Origin of the sequence: Spongiivirga citrea (genome assembly GCF_010671565.1) — a bacterium.
GTDB lineage: Bacteria > Bacteroidota > Bacteroidia > Flavobacteriales > Flavobacteriaceae > Spongiivirga > Spongiivirga citrea.
Genome location: NZ_JAABOQ010000003.1, coordinates 590,921 through 610,034 on the forward strand (window position 1 = coordinate 590,921; position 19,114 = coordinate 610,034).

Sequence of the window (19,114 nt, forward strand, 5' to 3'; positions counted from 1 at the left end):
ACACGCAACTAGCCATATAACAACACGTTAGGTTCAAACCGAAAAGACTTACCACCATTTATGATTAAGATAATTGAAATTGAAAATATAAAAGGGATAGAACAAAAAACCTTTGATCTTGGAATTCATCCTAATAAACCAAGCTTATTAGTTGCGCCGAATGGATTTGGAAAAAGCTCGTTAGCTACTGCATTTAATTCAATGAATACTAGAAGGATTACACTTGCAGAAGATGATTTACATGCTGAAAATGCTGCAAATCTACCGCGAATAGCAATTGAATATGTTGATGTAAATGGAACAACACATAATATAGAGGCAACCAACAATTCTAACACAATAAGCTTACATTTTGACTATTTCGTAATAAATAACTTAACTAAACCAAAAGGAATTGGTTCTCGCTTTGGCAATGCAACAGCAAGGTTGGAAATAAAGGATGTTGTTTTAGTTGATAGAATTCCTGCAAATACTCAATTCGGTTATTCATATAGAACTAAGCAAGCTGATTTCGGTAATTGTGGTAAAGTTCTTCCAAATGCAAATTCTGTTTTGACAAATTTGATTTTGGTAGAAAAATTGAGTGAGAACTACCAAGCATTACAACGTGCAAATGGAAATAGAATACAACAAAGGTTAAATCTTATAATCGCCTCAATAAATGCTCAAGATTCAGCAGCAACAGCTAATGTCTTAAATAATTGGGTTTCTCTAAACTGTTTAGACGCCTTAAAACAGATTGACTATTTAAACACAATTGGGAAATTAATTAATGAATTTGATATTGGTTACAATTGTGAAACCAAAAGTTATTTGGCAGCTATTCAAATAATTTCACTTTATAACAATAACCCAAATAATTTTAAAGCCGCTTGTACTTTTAGTAATTACCGTTTAGACAAACAACGTTTTGACCAAACTCTTACAACTTTTAATTGCACTTGGAGAAATATTAGTACAAGTCAAACAGGTGGAAAACTAGTAGTAAAATTTCCACATGCGATACATATTTCAAATGGTCAAAGGGATATTTTGACATTTATATCAATGCTATTTAGAGCTAAAAGACATTTAAAAAAAGGTGCAAATATTTTAATAATTGATGAAGTATTTGATTATTTAGATGATGCAAATCTAACAGCAGCTCAATATTACATTACTCAATTTATAAAGGATTTCAAGCTTGCCGACAAAAAGATTTATCCTTTAATACTAACACATTTAAATCCTAATTATTTTAAAAATTTCACATTTAGTAATCAAAAGGTATATTATCTCAACAAGTCCACTATTCAAGTTGCACAAGGAATAATTAACCTTTTAAGAAATAGAGAAGATTTGACTATCAAAGATGATGTGTCTAAATATTTACTTCATTACGACCCAGGAACAATTAACAAACGGAATGAATTTAGAGCATTAAATATACCAGAACTTTGGGGAGAAAATGACAATTTCAAAAACCACTTAAACGACGAGGCACAAAACTATTTATCCGACCAACCTTACGACCCTTTTGCTGTATGTGGTGGTTTAAGAATAAGAATAGAAGAAATTGCTTACAACAAACTTCAAAGTCTTAGTGCCCGAACTGCCTTTCTAGGTACTCATAAAACTAGAAGTAAATTAGAAAAAGCAGAAGAAATGGGTTTTACTTCACCTGAATCTCACTATTTATTAGGAATCATATATAATGAAGGAATGCATTGGAAGTTAAACCAAGATAATGTTTCACCTATCGCTGCCAAATTGGAGAACTTAACCATAAAAAAACTGATTGCAGATGTTTTTACTTGAAAGACCCGCACCTAACATAGCATTTAAAAAATAACAGTTTTGGCATTTAAAAGAAAGACAAATAATAAAACCCGCGGCGGCTAGGTAAAATAAAAAAATGGGATTAGGAAGACCAATAAGAAAAATATTTATAACGGATGATTTCCACTACTCTGAAATTGATTTTGAATTAGATTCGTTCATTGAATTTCTAGATTTAACGAATGAACAAATAGAACTTAAAATAAAAAAATACCTAAACGAATACAATGGTGCATCTGAAATTGATAAAGAGATCATTTTTGACCCAATAGATGTTTATATAAAACAAAAGAACTTGCAGCTGTATTATAGCACAATTATAATATCAATTTATTCTTTTTTAGAGCAATCTTTGCTGCGTCTTTGTAGGATAGCTGAGACAAACGAACGAATAAAAATTGAGGATATATCTGGCAAAGGAATTTTTAAATTTAAAAAATATTTAGAAAAAGTATCTAAAATTGACTTTGAAGAAATGAATAACGAATGGAAAGAAATTACTAAACTTAACCATTTGAGAAATGTATTTGTGCATTCGTCAAATTCTAGATTAAAAATAACTGAAACTAAAACAAGGATAAATGCTATAAAGGAAATCAAGCATATAAAAGTTCTTGGGCGATCTGAATACTATAAAATCGAGTTTAATGATGATAAATCAATTAGGTTTTTTGTGAGAACTATTCGTGAGTTTTTAAATAAAATATACACATATAAACCGTAGCTGGAAGGAATATAACCCTTTAAGGCCTTTAGAAAGCCTAAACCATCTACAAAGTTATAACCTCATTCTGTAAAATATTTCTAGTTGATAATAAGAATAATTAATAACGCCTCCTCTAAAGAATTTAGAAATGCGGTTAAATTAGGCGACAGTAACTCTAAAACTCTTGGTTTTTTACCTTTTATAGCATTTGAAAAATATGCCAAACTAAATCAGTTGATTGGTGCATTTGAAAAAGGCACGAATGAATTACTTGGATATCTTCTTTATCGAATTTCTTACAATAAAGTTACTATTGTTCATTTATGTATTAGTAAGAATAGAAGGAAGAGTAGTACCGCAAATAAACTTGTAGATTATTTAAAAAAGCACACTAGGCAATATGATGGTATAAAATTAAGTTGTCGAAATGATTATGGAATTGATAAAGTTTGGGAAAAATTCAATTTCGTTCCTATTATAGAAAAAACGGGTAGAAGTAAAAGAGGTTTACCTTTAACGATTTGGTGGTTTCCCCATTACCAAGAGAATCTCCTTACCCAAATATCGGAATATGAGCTAAACAACAAAATTGTTGCTGTAATAGACATGAACATTTTTCTCGATTTAAAAGAAGGTAGAGAAAAGGAAAGCTTAGCCTTAAAAAGTGATTGGTTATTATCCGAAGCAATTCTCTTTTATACCAGAGAAATCCATAATGAAATTAACAAGGCAAGTACTCCAGAATTAAAAAAATCAAGTAGAAAACTATTAAGATATTTCAAAGAATTACCCTTTAGGGATGAAGAAGAATTTTCAAGAATTCACCAAGAATTAAAATCAGAGTTCCCTCTGAAACATAAGAATGATAATTCAGACCTGAAACATATAGCATACTCAATCGCTGGAGGCGCTAAATTTTTTATCACTCGAGATGGGGTTATATTGAGCAATAAAAAGTTTTTCAAACAATATAATTTAATCATTTACAGACCAAGCGAATTTATTACTCATTTAGACGAGAATATTCAAGTTTCTAAATACAGGCCACAAACACTAATAGGAACAAATATAAGTTCAACTAGAATAAAGAGTGGTAATATCAATAAATTTATAGATACTTTTTTAAAGCCTACAGAAAGAAAAAGTCGTTTTCAAAAAATAGTAAGAGATTCGCTATCCTTTCCCGATAAATTTGAACTCATTAGGATTTCAAAAGAGGATACTTTGTTAGCTTTTCTAATTTTTGATAGAAGTTTGGATGATAAATTAAGAATTCCAGCCTTTAGATTTTTAAATAGCAACCTGAAAACAACTTTGTCAAAACATCTTTTATTTAAATCAATTTTGACTTCAATTAAAGAGAATAGAACGTTTATTGAAATAACCGAAGAATTTTTAGATAATGACATCGAAACAAATATTCAAGAAGCGAGATTTATAAAAATTGGAGCTTCATGGCACAAAATAAATATAAATGGGGTGCTAGATTCAAGTGAAATTCATAAAGAGTTAGAAGAAGATTTTTTTACAAAACAAGTGATTGAAAAAATTGAAGAAATATTCCATGAATTTAATAATGGACAAAAACTTCTAAAAAAATATCAGTTTGAAAGATTCCTATCTCCTCTAAAACTTAAAGACCTTGAAATACCAAACTTTATTGTACCGATTAAACCACATTGGGCAGAAGAATTATTTAACGATAGATCAAAACAGAAGTTAGCTTTGTTTGAACCCCAATACGAACTTCTACTTAATCGGGAAAATGTCTACTATCGATCCTCCTCACCCAGAATATTAAATGCACCTGCAAGAGTTTTATGGTATGTTAGTGAAAATAAGTTAACGAATGAAAAAGGGAGTATAATAGCTTCTTCATATATTGACGAAATATTCATTGACAATCCAAAAAAATTGTTCAAACAATTTGAAAAGTTAGGAATTTATAAATGGAAACATATTGTCCAAACAGCGGGTAAAAAGGATAAATTAATGGCATTTGTTTTTTCAGATACAGAATTGTTCAAAAGTTCTATTTCTTTGAAAAATATTTGTGATCAATTTGAAGTTATAGAAAATAAAAAGTTTATGTTAGTCTCTCCGCGAAAAATCAAAAGCGAAACATACTTATCTTTTTATAAATTAGGAATGGGTATATGATTTACAATAATGATTTATTAATTATTTCTGTCAAGCCAGAATATGCTAAGAAAATACTGAAAGGAGAAAAAACTATTGAGTTGCGCAAATGTGCTCCAAAAAAAGTTGGGAAAGATGGTTTTATCTTAATTTATGTTACCGCTCCAGTTAAAGAACTCTGGGGAGTATATAAAATTGAAAATATAATAAAAGAAAAACCGAACACATTATGGAAAAATTTTGGCGAGAAAACAGGAATTTCAAAGCAAGAATTTAATGACTACTATAAGGAAAACACCAGTGCTTTCGGGATTCAATTACTTGAAGTTAAAAACCTGTTTAAACACTCAATAAAACTTGATAATATTAAAAACATGATTCCGGGGTTTATGCCTCCTCAAACTTATAGTTATGTTGATAAGAACCTAATTAACTATAGCTCATTAAGAGAATTATTGTCTTAATTCTACATAAAAGGCGGATCATAACAAGTATATAGTTCATTTCCTAGATAACACTTACGCTAGAAACGGGAATAATATGGTCGCGTTTTTGTCTGCTACAATATTCGACAAGGTTTGGTACAAACGAAGCTTTATTGTCGACGGTGGCTGTCTATTAAATAGAAGATAACCCCAATGACTAACTTCACAACCATCGAATATTTAAAATTGGGCAATCAAAGGCAACAAAAAGCATATCAAGAACTCAAAGCATTGAAAATTTTTGAGAACCTTAAAACCTACCATCCCATTTTAACAGGTACCATCCCCATTGATATTGACATACGCGATAGTGATTTAGATATTATATGCCAATGCAAAAACCACATTGAATTTTCAACAAGACTCTCAGAATTATTTGCCGACAAAACAGGTTTTGAAATCAGGACATACGATCGTCATGGAGTGGAATGCACAACCGCAAAATTTAGAGGCAAGCACTTTGAAATTGAGATTTTCGGACAAGATATTCCTGTCAAAGAACAGAATGCCTACCGGCACATGATCATCGAAGACAACATTTTAAAATCAAAAGGCCCAGCGTTTAGATCTAAAATAAGAAAGCTAAAATCAGAGGGGCTAAAAACAGAACCCGCATTTGCAAAACTTTTAGGTTTAAGCGGAGATCCTTATAAAGCCTTATTAAAGATTGATCTATTTAATTGACTTGACCAATATCATTGCCCCTTCTTACTAACTGCCATTTCTTTGAGGGATATTCACCAAGTATATCAATCTCAAAAAATAAGAAATCATGGCAGTAATCACATCCAACATCGTAAAAACAACACTACCAAAACATACGGTAGCATACATTAGTCATACCGGACCTTATAAAGGCGACACCGAGCTTTTTGGAAACTTATTTAATAAGGTTATGGAGTGGGCGGCTCCCAAAGGCATTCTTCAAAACCCGCATACACAATCAGTCAGTATTTATCAGGATGAAAAAAACATTCCCGAAGATCAACAAACCATAAAGGTCGGGTTTACCGTACCAGAGGATACAGAAACGGAAGGCCCCATTAAAAAGATGGAACTTCCAGGAGGAGAATATGTAGTAGGATCGTTTGAACTCGACCCTAGCGAATATGGTGATGCCTGGAAGGAAATGTATGAGTTTATACATAAAAACAACATGAAGCCAACATCCGAAGTCATGTATGAGTCTTATAAAAACGACCCAAGCACACATCCGGAAGGAAAACACCTAGTCGATATCTGTATCGCACTTTAAGAATAATTATTACTAAAACACTTATAATGAAAACACGAATTAAATTAATTGGCTTCGCACTGCTAATGATTGTTGCCACGACAGGATATGCGCAAAAAGGAGTCGGAGAAAAGAAAGGAATGTGCAATCAAGGCATCAATGCTGAAGTTGTTGAATTGAAAGGTGAGGTAACATCTTTGGAAGAGGGTCCTTGCGAATATACAAGTGGGCGATCGCTTTCAGGAACCCATCTATTTATAAAAACAGCAGACAAAAAAACACTGAATATTCACTTAGGTCCAACCGTTGAGGTTTCAAAATTTGTAACCGATGTTAAGGGCAAAAGTATTATCGTAAAAGGCTTTCGTACCGAGATGCTACCCGCAGAACATTATATTGCGAAGCAATTAATAATCAACGATAAGCTAACTGTTTTAAGAGATGAAAAGCTCAAGCCTTTTTGGGCAGGTAGAACGGGACGCGAACGCTGGTGTTGCAAACAAAGCAGATAAGGTTTTGAAAGCATACTACTATTAAATATCCCGGCCTAAAGATGTTATTCTGGTCGGGATATTTTTTGTTATAGTTAGGAGAAACAAACCGATTTAATATATCACTCTTTTGTATTTCTTGGCAGTACTTCCTCCGGGAATGGGAACAATATGGTTGAGTTTTTCTCAGCCGCAATATTCGACAAGGTTTGATATAAACGAAGCTTTATTGCCGATGGCGATTGGTCAATTTTCTTACCGGCTTGCAACAACATGTCAGCCGCTTGCTCTTCCGCCGTTGCCAGGATAATACGTGCTCTTCTTGAGCGTTCGGCCTCGGCTTGGTTAGCCATCATACGTCTCATATTTTCGGGTAGCTGAATGTCTTTGATCTTGACATCGATAATTTCAATTCCCCATTCCTGGGTTTCCTGCTCCACAATCGATTTAATGTTTTTACCCATTTCCTCGCGTTTTGACAATATCGTATCCAACTCTACTTTACCACATACATCACGAAGTGCCGCTTGCGATAGTTGTGTGATGGCGAAGGCATATTCTTCAACTTCAAGGACCGCCCGTTCAGGATCGTTAATTTTAAAAAACACCACCCCATCAATACTACAGGGCACATTATCCTCGGTCATTACTTCTTGTGATACGACATTGATGGTAATCACACGCACGTCGACAATTTGAACCGTTTCTACAATGGGAATAATCCATCTGAAGCCAGGACTCAAGGTTTTAATGTATTTACCAAATCGGAATTTTAAGGCTCGTTTGTATTCAAAAATAATGCGTACTCCGGCTAGTAAAAAGATACCAAAGAGTATTGCGCTTAATAGTAAAGGGTTCATAACTATGAGTTTTAAAGTGTTATTACAAATAACAAAAAGAGATAAAAGTGCCATTGACACTTTTTATTAGGATGCTTTACCGAAAAAGAAGAAGTTGGGGATATTTTCTGGTTTCAAGTGCCTAGATAAGATACGAAATAAAGGCGTGATGCTAAAATGATATCCGTCAGTTGAGATAAGCGCCCTAAAACAAGAGAGAAATTGCAGTTCGCTTTCTTGATTTAAAGGATTAATAGTGTTCTTATTTTTAATCAGTCATTATCTTGCACAACCAAGAGTCATTTTAATTTTTTTGGAGACCTTTTCTAAAAAACACCATTAAGAGGTAAACAACCTTTATGAGTGATCAGGATATTGTATTGCTATTTAAGACGGGAAAGCGGGATAAAGCGTTTCGACAGCTGTACAAACTATACCCAAAAATTGAAAAATTAATCCGCGCCAAAGGAGGCAGTAAAATTGATGCACAAGATGTGTTTCAGGAAGCACTGATCATACTGCATCGTAACCTTCAAAAATCAGACTTTCAACTAACAGCAAGTTTTTACACTTATCTCTATTCCGTATCGCGATTTGTGTGGAAAGACATGCAAAAACAATTTTCAAAACAGGAATTACACAACCTAAAACAAGATGAGGTTTCCGTTTTTCATTCCATTTTAGAGGAAAAGAAATTTCAACAAGCCGAGTCCGCTTTCCGAGAATTAGGAGCGCGATGTCAACAGCTTTTGCAGCTATTTTATCACCAAAAACAACCGTTTAAAGTGATAGCCGAGTTAATGCAATTTAAATCAGAAAAAATTGCAAAAAACCAGAAGTACAAATGCCTGCAAAAAGCAAAAGACATCTTTAGAACCAATCAAACCGTTCAATCTTAATTCGAGCACATCATGGAAACGTATAACGACATCATTACTTATATAAATCAATACCTCAATAACGAACTTTCGGCATCAGAAAAATCGGATTTTAAAAAGAAATTAGAAACAGACACAGACTTAAAAGAAGCCTATGAAGATCAGCTTATTTTCCTTGGCGGATTCGAGCGTGTTCAACTAAAAAATGAGATTTCAAATGCACGAAGCGGCTATATAAAAGCAAAATGGATTAAAGGCATTTTTATTGCCGGATTGGTAATTGTTTTAGGTGTTGTAGCATTTCAGATTACACAAAAAGAAGAAGCGGTAATTACTCCTCCAGTCGTGGAAGAAGAATCAGTTTTTGTAGAAGACACTCTGAAAGTTGAAGAGGAAAAACAAGAAATTTTATACACTGAAACCGACAGTATTACTGATAAAAGCAAGATAATTTTAGTTGAAAAATCAAGCATTGTTGAGGAGATTTCCAATGAGAAATCAGCTGTCGAGGAAACTGATATTATTACTGAAGAAGCAACTGTTTCAGAGGAAAAAGAGGTAGCAATTGCGATTGAAAAACCCGATTTCGATCCGATTAGAAAATCACCAGAAACCTATCTGGTCAATACCGAAAAGGAAATCACTATTATATGCAAAGAAGGCACAAAACTGACCTTTAAAAAGCATTCGTTTATCAATAAAAAAACTAAGAAACTGGTTCGCGGCAAGGTGGACTTGAAAGTTGAAGAATATTATAAATTGGCGGATATCGTACTGGCTGATCTTTCTACAAGCTCTAACGGGCAACTACTTGAAACAGGTGGCATGCTTCGTATAACCGCCAAGAAAAACGGTCAAGAATTGGAGTTGGACAAAACTAAACCGATGACTATTGAATTCCCAAAAAAGAAGAATAAGGAAGGAATGCAGTTGTTTTATGGTGAGGAGAATGAGGATGGGATTAATTGGGTTTTAAGTGAAATAGAGAAAAGTGAAATTGATTCACTTATTCCATTTGAGCCCAAGGCTATTATTTTAGAGGAATTTGAAAATGTTGACGTTCCTTTTGCTGTAGTTGATGAGGTGCCAGTTTTTCCTGGTTGCGAAGATGTGGTAGAAAGTCAGCAACGGGCATGTTTCCAATCTAAACTCAAGTCATTTATTGCGGCTAATTTAAATAATGATCTTCCTGAGTCACTTGGAATTGTGGGAAGGCAAACAGTTTATGTGAATTTTGTTATTGACAGCACAGGAAGCATCTCAAGAATTCGGTCGAGGGGAGACTACACATTTTTAAATCAAGAAGCGGAGCGTGTTATTGGATTAATACCTAGAATGATACCAGGCAGACAAAGGGGACGAGATGTAAATGTGCCGTTTTCTATACCGATCGATTTTAATGTGAATACCAAAAATGTAATTTTAGGGTCGGATCAGGTTTTTCGAAAAAGGAAATCTGATTCTGCTACGCGAGCAACATTCCAAGCAAGAATTGAAAACAGAGATCCATCAACATTATCGACCCCAGAGATTAACGCCTATGTATTTAGTGGCACTAAATTAGGCTGGATTAATTGCGATCGATTCCGAGGAGCAAACCAGAAGATGATCGTAAAAATAAAAGATGCGAAAGGCTCAAAAATCAAACTTGTATTTAAAAACATACGATCTGTTTTACCTGGAAGAGTACTATCTAATGCTGTTGATTTTGGATCTGTTCCTTCAAATATACCTGCACTTTTGCTAGCCATTAAAAAAATAGATGGTAAACTATATCTGGCAATAAAAGAGCTGAAAACTGCCAAAGGACTTCAACTCGATCTCGACTTCAAAGAAATGACCCTAAAACAAATTCGAGAGGCTGTTGAGAAAGCTACTGCAACCGAATAACGGTACTCACAAAACAAAAAACCTACATAATGAAAAGAACAATAAGCATACTAATATGCCTATTAGTAAGCACCATAATATATGGTCAAGATGTAAAAATGACGACTGAATATTCCACTGAAAATCAAGAATTATCCGATTTGCTGTATTTCGAAAAAATTGATTTCTATAAAGTGCAGTTTATAGGAAAAGAAATTACCAGAAAGGATTATGTACTTATCTGTAAAGAAATGTGGGATGGTGCTGTGAGGCGGATAGATACCATAGTCAATACGTCTAACTTCAAGAAAATACCAAAAACTACGTCTGATACACTGAACCTAAAGGTGTATGCAAAGCGCACCGATGAATCCAAACTTAAATTATGGTTTCGTTTTCCAAATTTTGGGTTTGAAAGAAAATATGAAGCAACCCAATCTGACGATTACAGCTTAAGGGATGTTGGTGTAAGCGAATCAATAGCATATGGGAAAAACTTCTATGCCTTCGCCTATATCTTGCCCTATGAAAAAGGCGATTTTAAATATTGGTGCGCAGTAGATACTAGTGGAAAAGATGTTGCGAATTGGGGAAAAGAATTTGGGATAAAACACTATCTAATATTTGAAATGATGTTTCAGTAGAAAAATGCCGTAACTAGTTTTAGGAGTGTACAATCCTTTGTAACAACTTCGCTAATTTTAAGACAAGTAGGAAAAGATTAGCTATCTTTTGAGATAGTAAATAGCTAAACCAACTTGGAAAATGAAGTTCAAAAAAATCAAAACAGATAGATTGTTGGGAATTTCTGCAATGATCATCAGTTTGTTAACACTAATCATTTTTATTTACCAGACCGGAATTATTAGGGAGCAAAGTAAGCTCTCTGTAAAACCGCGTTTAGATTTTACCATTAATCAAGGCGGGAATGATACCCTTGTGGTTTTTCAACAAGTACTTGAAAATAAAGGATTGGGCCCAGCAATAATCGACTCTATTTACTTTACTTATAAAGGAAAAACATTTCCGTTGGATACTGAAAATTTGTTTGAAGATCAATTTCCCAAGCTACTGGACTATGGTTATTTAACCCAGCACGCAACCTTAGGAAGAGGATCTACTCTAATGCCTGGAGAAGAACGTTCACTTTCTACCTATAATATTCCGGTTGCCAAGCTTGACAGTGTTTTTTACTATTTGAATGTAGGACCTGATGATGACCCACCATTTCAGGTGCATGCGGTGTATACCTCCATTTATGAAGATGAGTTCTGGAAAGTGGATAGCAATTCAAGTCAGCCTGAAAAGCTAGACAAAAGATAACTTCGCATTTAAGACCAAAAACGTATATCTTTACCTTGTATTAAAAGATTACCAACCAATATATTCATCATGAAAAAACTAATCCTACCGATCTTGGCAATCGTTTTGCTAAGTTTTACCAATGCTGACACAAAATTAACCGACGCCGAACGAGCTAAAGCTACCGAGTATTTAACTAAAACACATGATCATTTGTTAAAAGCTGTTGAAGGACTTTCGGAAGAGCAATTAAATTATAAACCATCAAATGACGTTTGGTCTATTGCAGAATGCGTTGAGCATATTGCGATTTCAGAAAATTCTATTTTCAATTTAATGAAAGGGCTTTTAAAATCAGATGACAAGGCAGCGACTACAAAGCCGGAAAAAGCGACACCAGACGATCAGGTAATTGCCATGATGGTCGACCGTAGTAATAAAGTTAAAACAAGCGAGCCTTTTAAACCAAGTGGCCGTTTCGGATCATACGATGAGACTTTAAAAGCATTTAAAACCAAAAGAACTTCGAATATCGAGTTTATAAAAACCACTGATGCCGACCTTAGAGGTCGCTTTCAGCAAATGCCATTTGGCACATTAGACGCATACCAGATGGTACTGTTTTTATCAGCACATTCTGAGCGCCACGTTCTTCAAATAGAAGAATTGCTAGCAGACGATGAATTCCCGGATAAATAGGGAAGACCAACCAAAATTCAACTACTAAACCGATGGCAATGCTGTCGGTTTTTTTGTTTTTAGAACTTCTCTATTTTAAGTCTCCCCTTGAGGGGAGATTTAGAGGGGTGTAACTGGCCCAAAATTTCTAATTAAGATGTTATTCTATAGTCTGCACCGGTGAACACCCATCCCTTTGCAATTTCATCACCTCGCCCCCAACTCCCGTTGTGTCGTCCTCAAGGGAAGGGAGTTAATTGTTTTGATTTGGTAGATATCCTATTCACGAGGGAATTGACTCTTTCAATTGTTTGAATTTTAATTCCCAAAATCGCACTTCGTAAATCATAAATCATAGCCTATCTTTGCCGCTCATAAACAATAAAAAATGAATCATAAAGTCCGCGTTCGTTTTGCGCCTAGCCCAACAGGACCTTTACATATTGGCGGTGTTCGTACCGCATTATTCAACTATCTTTTTGCTAAAAAACACGGTGGTGATTTTGTATTGCGAATTGAAGACACCGACCAAAAGCGATATGTTCCTGGAGCAGAGCAATACATTATTGATGCATTAAATTGGTGCGGAATCCCATTTGACGAAGGCGTTGGTAAAGATGCTGGTTTTGGTCCTTATCGCCAAAGTGAACGCAAGCATTTGTACAGACAATATGCGGACGAGTTAATTGAAAACGGAAAGGCGTATTATGCATTTGATACTGCCGAAAAGCTTGATTTTCATCGAAAAGATCATGAAGCGAAAGGAAAGACCTTTATTTACAATTGGCATAATCGTTTAAAGCTGACCAATTCACTTTCATTATCGGCGGATGAGGTTCAAAAACGAATTGATGCAGGAGAGGAATATGTTATCCGTTTTAAATCACCAGAAGGAGTAACAGTTAGGTTAGAAGATGAAATTCGAGGTTCAATTAAAATAGATAGTAATACCCTAGATGATAAGGTGCTTTTTAAAAGTGACGGTATGCCAACCTACCACTTGGCAAACATTGTAGATGATCATTTAATGGAGATCACCCATGTAATTCGTGGTGAGGAGTGGTTACCATCATTAGCATTACACCAATTACTATACGATGCTTTTGGGTGGCAAGCTCCAAAATTTGCCCACTTACCATTGATCATGAAGCCAGTTGGGAAAGGGAAGTTAAGCAAAAGAGATGGTGATAAAATGGGATTTCCGGTATTCCCTATGGAATGGAAAGACCCTAAGACAGGAGATATTTCAAGAGGTTATAAAGAAGATGGTTATTTACCAGAAGCTGTTGTAAACTTCTTAGCGTTTTTAGGTTGGAATCCTGGTACCGAGCAAGAATTATTTAGTCTAGAAGAATTGGTACCCGCTTTTGATCTTTCAAAGGTGAATAAAGGAGGCGCAAAATTCGATCCAGATAAGACCAAATGGTATCAGCATCAATATTTGCAAAAATTAGATAATTCGATCATTTCTGCTCAATTTTCATCGATTTTGGATGAAAAAGGCATCAAAACAGAACAAAACATTGAAAATATTGTTCAAATGCTTAAAGAGCGAGCAACATTTATAAGTGATTTTTGGGAGTTATCGTCTTTCTTTTTTCAGGCACCAGAAAGTTATGATGAAAAAGCCTCCAAAAAGGCCTGGAAAGAAGGAACAAACGAGCTGATGCAAGAATTGATTTCGGTTATTGAAGGAATCAATGATTTTTCATCAGAAAATGTGACGCCTACTATTAAAAACTGGATTACTTCTAAAGAAATTGGCTTTGGTAAAGTGATGATGCCGTTGCGTTTGAGTCTGGTAGGTTCTTTGCAGGGGCCTGACGTGTTTGAGATTGTTTCGATGTTAGGTAAAGAAGAATCTATAGATAGAATTCATAATGCGATCAAAAGACTAGGGTAGTAGTTCTAAAATGTCAGTTCGAGTGATCTCGATCGCGATCGGGATTGTATCGAGAACCTTGTTAATATATAAGTGTTCTCGATACATTTTTTACTTTGCGCTACCGCTTAAACTAAAAAACACTCGAACTGACACTTGAAAAATATGGAGATTATTAAGATGGAAAATACCAACATAGCCCTAGTCCTAATCGACATCCAAAAGGGATTGGACGAATGGGATTATTATGGGGGAAATCGGAATAACCTAGATGCGGAGAAAAATGCTGGTTTGATCTTATCTGAATTCCGAAAAAGGGATCTTCCCATCTTTCATGTTCGACATGGTTCGACAAACGAAAAATCACCATTATTAGCCACAAAAGTAGGTTTTGAGATCAAAAATGAAGTAAAACCAGCCGAAAACGAGCCTATTTACACTAAAAACGTCAATAGCGCTTTTGTGGGAACTGGGCTCGAAAATGAGTTAAAACAACTTAATATTTCTAATATTGTAATTGTCGGACTAACAACCAATCATTGCATATCGACCTCAGTACGAATGGGAGCAAATATTGGATTTAATGTGACACTTATTGCCGATGCTACAGCTGCCTTTGCTATGATAGGCATCAACGGACAAAAATTTGATGCAGAAATTATGCATCAAACAGCAATGGCGAGTTTGAAAGATGAGTTTGCCACAATTCTCGACACACAGGCATTCTTAGAGAATCTTTAGTCCAAATTTGGACTTCAACTGTAACAAACCCGCAAAAAATACTACAAATAGTTGTACCTTTCCTTAGGTTATTACTAACACTAACTATTATATACATGATTGGATCTTATTTATTACCGGTTATTATCTTTTTTGGAGCGATTATTCTCTTCGCTGCCTTTTTTATTGTGAAACAGCAAACGGCTGTGATTGTTGAACGCTTTGGTAAGTTTCAGAGTATTCGCCATTCCGGCTTACAACTAAAAATTCCCTTAGTTGATCGTATTGCAGGGCGATTGAGCTTAAAAATTCAACAATTAGACGTCATTGTAGAAACAAAAACCCTTGATGATGTATTCGTCAAGTTAAAGGTTTCGGTACAATACAAAGTAATTCGTGATAAGGTCTATGAGGCATTTTATAAGCTAGATTATCCACACGATCAAATTACAAGTTATGTATTTGATGTGGTACGTGCTGAGGTACCTAAAATGAAATTAGATGACGTATTCGTTAAGAAGGATGATATTGCGATCGCTGTAAAATCGGAATTAAATGATGCGATGATGACTTATGGTTATGATATTATTAAAACCTTAGTGACGGATATTGATCCGGATTCGCAAGTAAAAGAAGCGATGAACCGAATTAATGCATCAGAGCGTGAAAAAATCGCTGCTCAGTTTGAAGGTGATGCTGCTCGTATTCTTATTGTAGAAAAAGCAAAAGCGGAAGCTGAAAGCAAGCGCTTACAGGGTCAGGGTATTGCCGACCAGCGTCGTGAGATTGCTCGTGGGTTGGAAGAGTCGGTTGAGGTGTTGAATAAAGTGGGGATCAACTCCCAAGAGGCTTCAGCCCTTATTGTTGTTACGCAACACTATGACACCTTACAGTCTATAGGTCAGGAAACCAATAGTAATTTAATCTTACTGCCTAACTCTCCACAAGCGGGAAGTACTATGCTAAATGACATGGTTGCTAGTTTTACAGCTAGTAATCAAATCGGCGAGGCGATGAAAAAAGCTAAAGGCAAGAACAATAACGACCTATAAAATCGTTTAAATAATAACAAATGTTAGAAGCAAGGGTTTTTTGACCCTTGCTTCTTTTTAAAAAATACACATGAAAAAGATTACATTATTTGTATGCGCACTTTTTATATCAGTAAGTGCATTAGTTGCTCAGTCCGAAGATGAATTAAAAGCGCAAGCGCTAACAGATGCTCAAGCATCTGGAGAGGCCACAATGGCTTGGGATGTTGATGGTATGATGAAATATGTACACCCCAATGTATTTGCTATGGGTGGAGGTGAAGAAAACATCAAAAAGCAAATGCAAAGCTTAAAAGATATGATGAAAACCAACGGTGTTTCAATTGATAATTACAAGGTAGATAGTGTTAAGGACTTTGTAAATGAGCAAGGGGAGTATCGATGTCTAGTGGCGACTACAGTAAATATGTCAATCTCTGGACAAAAAATGAAAAACGCTAGCCACTTGTTGGGCATTTATCTAGAAGACAAAAAGCATTGGTCATTTATAGAAGCAAGTCAGCTAAACGGCCCTTTAAAAGCCCAATTATTTCCTGATTTCGAAACGAAAATGGTAATTCCTGCGGATGTAATGACACCGCAGTAACGAATTAGTCTTCAGTCCGCAGTTGCCAGTTGCCAGTTGGCAGTAAATTCATCTTATCGACTCCATTTTGAGCAGTTAAGTTTAACATGTATTTTTCGAATGGTTTTGCGAACATGGTAATGATTCCTATTTGTTAATGCAAGAATAATTTCTTAATAAATTGAACACATTCTTTGTCATATTGGTTCTATTTTTATTGGCGTTATTTACGATGTCAGGCATTAGGCACTTATACAGGTCTTATGGTAAAGAGTTTTCCCCAGAAATCGTACAAGAATTTAAAAAGAAGAACCTGACAGTTACCTCAATTGGAACTCCAATCAAAGACGATTGGCAAAAATCTCCTTTTACAGGACCTCCTAGTATTCAAGTAAGTTTTGTTCGAATGAAGGTACTTGGTGTAAGCACTAATCCAACTAATATAGAATACAGGCTAGTCTTAGCTACTAATAAACAAGAAAAATTAGACCGCTATTGGGTTGCTATTTCCAATACCATTTTTCAAAAAACAGCTTATCTTATTAAAAAGGAAAAGAAGAAGTAGGCTTCTACTTTTTCTTAGCCCAATTATCTCTTAATCCTACCGTTCTATTAAAGACGAGTTTGTTTTTAGACGAATCTAAATCAACGTTAAAATATCCCTTGCGCTGAAATTGAACGCGATCACCAGGATTTAAATTCGCTAAACTTGGCTCAACTTGAGCGGTGATAACTTCTAATGAATCCGGATTTAAAAATTCGATGTACTCTTTGTCTTTATGACTATCAGGCGCTTCATCTAAGAATAAACGGTCATACAAGCGAACTTCGGCAGGAATTGCATGTTTTATAGAAACCCAATGCAAGGTGCCTTTTACTTTACGTAAGCTAGCTTCGGTACCACTTCCACTGCGGCTATCTTCATCATAAGTGCAATGAATCTCAGTAATCTCACCATTTTCATCTTTTACAACCGACTCTGCCTTGATTATATATGCATTTTTAAGGCGTACTTCTCCGCCTAATTTCAATCTAAAGAATTTGCGATTCGCTTCTTCTCTAAAATCTTCTTTTTCAATATATATTTCTCTTGAAAAAGGAATTTTTCTGCTTCCTGCTGACTCATCTTCTGGATTATTCTCAGCCTCTAGCCATTCTTCTTCGCCTTCAGGATAGTTTGTGATAACAACTTTTATCGGATTTAAAACTGCCATTACTCGAGGTGATGTTTTATTTAAATCTTCACGGATACAGAATTCTAATAAAGAAACATCAATAACATTATCTCGTTTAGCGACACCTGCAGTATCCACAAACTTTCGTAATGCGGTAGGAGTGTATCCTCTTCTTCGTAAACCAGAAATTGTTGGCATTCTAGGATCATCCCAACCAGTAACGACACCATTTTCAATTAATTTTGCCAGTTTTCGCTTACTTGTTACGGTATAACTCATGTTTAAACGGGCAAATTCGCGCTGTTTTGGTTTTAAGTCTGTTGAGGTATAAACTTCGTCTACAAACCATTCGTATAAATCACGATGTGGCTTAAATTCTAATGAGCATAAACTGTGTGAAACCTGCTCTATATAGTCAGATTCACCATGTGTCCAGTCGTACATTGGGTAAATACACCAATCATCACCAGTACGGTGATGTGTCTTTTTTAATATTCGATACATTGCAGGATCGCGAAGCAACATATTGGGTGCTGTCATATCGATTTTTGCCCGAAGGATATGTGCTCCTTCCTCAAAATCGCCATTTTTCATGCCTTCAAAAAGTGCTAAATTCTCTTCAACGCTACGATCTCTGTATGGACTATTAGTACCTGGACTTGTAGGTGTTCCTTTTTGCTCTGCTATCTCTTCAGAAGTTTGAGAATCGACATAGGCCTTACCATCTTTTATAAGTTCAACGGCCCAATCATATAGCTGCTGAAAGTAGTCTGATGCATAGCATTCCTTATCCCATTCAAAACCAAGCCAAGAAATATCTCGTTTAATTCCGTCGACGAATTCTTGCTCTTCTTTTGCTGGATTAGTATCATCAAAACGAAGATTTACGGGTGCGTTATAGCGTTCTCCGAGCCCGAAATTAATGCAAATGGCTTTTACGTGACCAATATGCAAATATCCGTTAGGTTCTGGCGGAAAACGAAAACGCAATTTCCCCTCATAGCCTCCTGTTTTAAGGTCTTCTTCAACAATCTGTTCTAAAAAATTGAGCGATTCGTACTCTTCTGACATTGTAATCGAATTTGAATCGCCAAAGGTAGGATTTTATAAGGTAATCTCAAGTAGTGGATATAGTGAATTACCAAAACGGTATTTAATCGATAAGCTATTGTAACCAAAAGGCTAACCAAGTCATAATAAGTGTTAAAAATGGGATATGCTGTTAGGGTAAAATGGCTTTTAATTGTTCTATAGGTGAAAGCATCGTAAAATGCTTACAGC

At 35.2% G+C, this 19,114-nt stretch carries 19 protein-coding genes; 17 read left to right on the plus strand and 2 right to left on the minus strand.

Going from position 1 to position 19,114, the window contains the following annotated elements; all coding sequences use genetic code 11:
* Positions 1-60 precede the first annotated feature (60 nt).
* The 7 genes from GWK10_RS09305 (at position 61) to GWK10_RS09335 (ending at position 6,894) form a co-directional block, all read left to right on the plus strand.
* Complete coding sequence (locus tag GWK10_RS09305) at positions 61-1,797, plus strand: hypothetical protein (RefSeq protein ID WP_164031867.1); 1,737 nt, start codon at positions 61-63, stop codon at positions 1,795-1,797.
* Between the two features lie 97 nt (positions 1,798-1,894).
* Positions 1,895-2,542 (plus strand): hypothetical protein, encoded by a 648-nt coding sequence (locus GWK10_RS09310; protein ID WP_164031869.1) that lies wholly within the window; start codon positions 1,895-1,897, stop codon positions 2,540-2,542.
* Positions 2,543-2,626: 84 nt separating this feature from the next.
* The gene (locus GWK10_RS09315; protein WP_164031871.1) at positions 2,627-4,684 is read left to right on the plus strand and encodes a PIN domain-containing protein; all 2,058 of its coding nucleotides are present in this window, start codon (positions 2,627-2,629) and stop codon (positions 4,682-4,684) included.
* Positions 4,681-5,127, plus strand: coding sequence for an ASCH domain-containing protein (locus GWK10_RS09320; protein WP_164031873.1), 447 nt, complete (start codon positions 4,681-4,683; stop codon positions 5,125-5,127). Before GWK10_RS09315 ends, GWK10_RS09320 begins: the two co-directional genes overlap by 4 nt.
* A gap of 174 nt (positions 5,128-5,301) precedes the next feature.
* Positions 5,302-5,832, plus strand: a complete 531-nt coding sequence (locus tag GWK10_RS09325; protein ID WP_164031875.1) for a DUF4269 domain-containing protein — start codon at positions 5,302-5,304, stop codon at positions 5,830-5,832.
* Between the two features lie 88 nt (positions 5,833-5,920).
* Complete coding sequence (locus tag GWK10_RS09330; protein ID WP_164031877.1) at positions 5,921-6,403, plus strand: AraC family transcriptional regulator; 483 nt, start codon at positions 5,921-5,923, stop codon at positions 6,401-6,403.
* Between the two features lie 26 nt (positions 6,404-6,429).
* Positions 6,430-6,894, plus strand: a complete 465-nt coding sequence (locus GWK10_RS09335) for a hypothetical protein (protein ID WP_164031879.1) — start codon at positions 6,430-6,432, stop codon at positions 6,892-6,894.
* Positions 6,895-6,995: 101 nt separating this feature from the next.
* Here the strand turns inward: GWK10_RS09335 and GWK10_RS09340 are convergent, their stop codons facing one another.
* The gene (locus GWK10_RS09340) at positions 6,996-7,733 is read right to left on the minus strand and encodes a slipin family protein (protein ID WP_164031881.1); all 738 of its coding nucleotides are present in this window, start codon (positions 7,731-7,733) and stop codon (positions 6,996-6,998) included.
* Positions 7,734-8,071: 338 nt separating this feature from the next.
* Between GWK10_RS09340 and GWK10_RS09345 the strand changes: the two genes are divergently transcribed.
* The 10 genes from GWK10_RS09345 (at position 8,072) to GWK10_RS09390 (ending at position 17,223) form a co-directional block, all read left to right on the plus strand.
* Complete coding sequence (locus tag GWK10_RS09345; RefSeq protein ID WP_164031883.1) at positions 8,072-8,611, plus strand: RNA polymerase sigma factor; 540 nt, start codon at positions 8,072-8,074, stop codon at positions 8,609-8,611.
* A 12-nt stretch (positions 8,612-8,623) separates the two neighbouring features.
* A complete protein-coding gene (locus GWK10_RS09350) occupies positions 8,624-10,480 on the plus strand; it encodes an energy transducer TonB (RefSeq protein ID WP_164031885.1) in 1,857 nt (618 codons plus the stop codon).
* Positions 10,481-10,509: 29 nt separating this feature from the next.
* Positions 10,510-11,103, plus strand: coding sequence for a hypothetical protein (locus GWK10_RS09355; protein ID WP_164031886.1), 594 nt, complete (start codon positions 10,510-10,512; stop codon positions 11,101-11,103).
* Positions 11,104-11,224: 121 nt separating this feature from the next.
* Positions 11,225-11,782 carry a hypothetical protein gene (locus GWK10_RS09360; protein WP_164031887.1) on the plus strand — a complete coding sequence of 186 codons (558 nt, stop codon included), beginning with the start codon at positions 11,225-11,227 and terminating at the stop codon, positions 11,780-11,782.
* A 69-nt stretch (positions 11,783-11,851) separates the two neighbouring features.
* The gene (locus tag GWK10_RS09365) at positions 11,852-12,460 is read left to right on the plus strand and encodes a DinB family protein (RefSeq protein WP_164031888.1); all 609 of its coding nucleotides are present in this window, start codon (positions 11,852-11,854) and stop codon (positions 12,458-12,460) included.
* A 367-nt stretch (positions 12,461-12,827) separates the two neighbouring features.
* Complete coding sequence (gene gltX, locus GWK10_RS09370) at positions 12,828-14,342, plus strand: glutamate--tRNA ligase (protein ID WP_164031889.1); 1,515 nt, start codon at positions 12,828-12,830, stop codon at positions 14,340-14,342.
* Positions 14,343-14,486: 144 nt separating this feature from the next.
* The gene (locus tag GWK10_RS09375) at positions 14,487-15,062 is read left to right on the plus strand and encodes a cysteine hydrolase family protein (protein ID WP_164031890.1); all 576 of its coding nucleotides are present in this window, start codon (positions 14,487-14,489) and stop codon (positions 15,060-15,062) included.
* A 95-nt stretch (positions 15,063-15,157) separates the two neighbouring features.
* The gene (locus GWK10_RS09380; RefSeq protein ID WP_164031892.1) at positions 15,158-16,093 is read left to right on the plus strand and encodes an SPFH domain-containing protein; all 936 of its coding nucleotides are present in this window, start codon (positions 15,158-15,160) and stop codon (positions 16,091-16,093) included.
* Positions 16,094-16,163: 70 nt separating this feature from the next.
* A complete protein-coding gene (locus tag GWK10_RS09385; protein WP_164031893.1) occupies positions 16,164-16,679 on the plus strand; it encodes a hypothetical protein in 516 nt (171 codons plus the stop codon).
* Positions 16,680-16,839: 160 nt separating this feature from the next.
* Entirely contained in the window at positions 16,840-17,223 is a 384-nt protein-coding gene (locus tag GWK10_RS09390) for a hypothetical protein (protein ID WP_164031894.1), read from the plus strand.
* Positions 17,224-17,227: 4 nt separating this feature from the next.
* Here GWK10_RS09390 and GWK10_RS09395 read toward each other — a convergent pair whose 3' ends face one another.
* Entirely contained in the window at positions 17,228-18,904 is a 1,677-nt protein-coding gene (locus tag GWK10_RS09395) for a glutamine--tRNA ligase/YqeY domain fusion protein (RefSeq protein ID WP_164031895.1), read from the minus strand.
* Positions 18,905-19,114 lie beyond the last annotated feature (210 nt).

Excerpts from the sequence above, each read along its gene's own strand:
- GWK10_RS09355 (WP_164031886.1), top strand. The coding sequence starts at position 10,510 with ATGAAAAGAACAATAAGCATACTAATATGCCTATTAGTAAGCACCATA.
- gltX (WP_164031889.1), top strand. The coding sequence starts at position 12,828 with ATGAATCATAAAGTCCGCGTTCGTTTTGCGCCTAGCCCAACAGGACCT.
- GWK10_RS09375 (WP_164031890.1), top strand. The coding sequence starts at position 14,487 with ATGGAGATTATTAAGATGGAAAATACCAACATAGCCCTAGTCCTAATC.
- GWK10_RS09360 (WP_164031887.1), top strand. The coding sequence starts at position 11,225 with ATGAAGTTCAAAAAAATCAAAACAGATAGATTGTTGGGAATTTCTGCA.
- GWK10_RS09305 (WP_164031867.1), top strand. The coding sequence starts at position 61 with ATGATTAAGATAATTGAAATTGAAAATATAAAAGGGATAGAACAAAAA.
- GWK10_RS09335 (WP_164031879.1), top strand. The coding sequence starts at position 6,430 with ATGAAAACACGAATTAAATTAATTGGCTTCGCACTGCTAATGATTGTT.
- GWK10_RS09340 (WP_164031881.1), bottom strand. The coding sequence starts at position 7,733 with ATGAACCCTTTACTATTAAGCGCAATACTCTTTGGTATCTTTTTACTA.
- GWK10_RS09325 (WP_164031875.1), top strand. The coding sequence starts at position 5,302 with ATGACTAACTTCACAACCATCGAATATTTAAAATTGGGCAATCAAAGG.
- GWK10_RS09385 (WP_164031893.1), top strand. The coding sequence starts at position 16,164 with ATGAAAAAGATTACATTATTTGTATGCGCACTTTTTATATCAGTAAGT.
- GWK10_RS09320 (WP_164031873.1), top strand. The coding sequence starts at position 4,681 with ATGATTTACAATAATGATTTATTAATTATTTCTGTCAAGCCAGAATAT.
- GWK10_RS09350 (WP_164031885.1), top strand. The coding sequence starts at position 8,624 with ATGGAAACGTATAACGACATCATTACTTATATAAATCAATACCTCAAT.
- GWK10_RS09365 (WP_164031888.1), top strand. The coding sequence starts at position 11,852 with ATGAAAAAACTAATCCTACCGATCTTGGCAATCGTTTTGCTAAGTTTT.
- GWK10_RS09395 (WP_164031895.1), bottom strand. The coding sequence starts at position 18,904 with ATGTCAGAAGAGTACGAATCGCTCAATTTTTTAGAACAGATTGTTGAA.
- GWK10_RS09330 (WP_164031877.1), top strand. The coding sequence starts at position 5,921 with ATGGCAGTAATCACATCCAACATCGTAAAAACAACACTACCAAAACAT.
- GWK10_RS09380 (WP_164031892.1), top strand. The coding sequence starts at position 15,158 with ATGATTGGATCTTATTTATTACCGGTTATTATCTTTTTTGGAGCGATT.
- GWK10_RS09310 (WP_164031869.1), top strand. The coding sequence starts at position 1,895 with ATGGGATTAGGAAGACCAATAAGAAAAATATTTATAACGGATGATTTC.
- GWK10_RS09345 (WP_164031883.1), top strand. The coding sequence starts at position 8,072 with ATGAGTGATCAGGATATTGTATTGCTATTTAAGACGGGAAAGCGGGAT.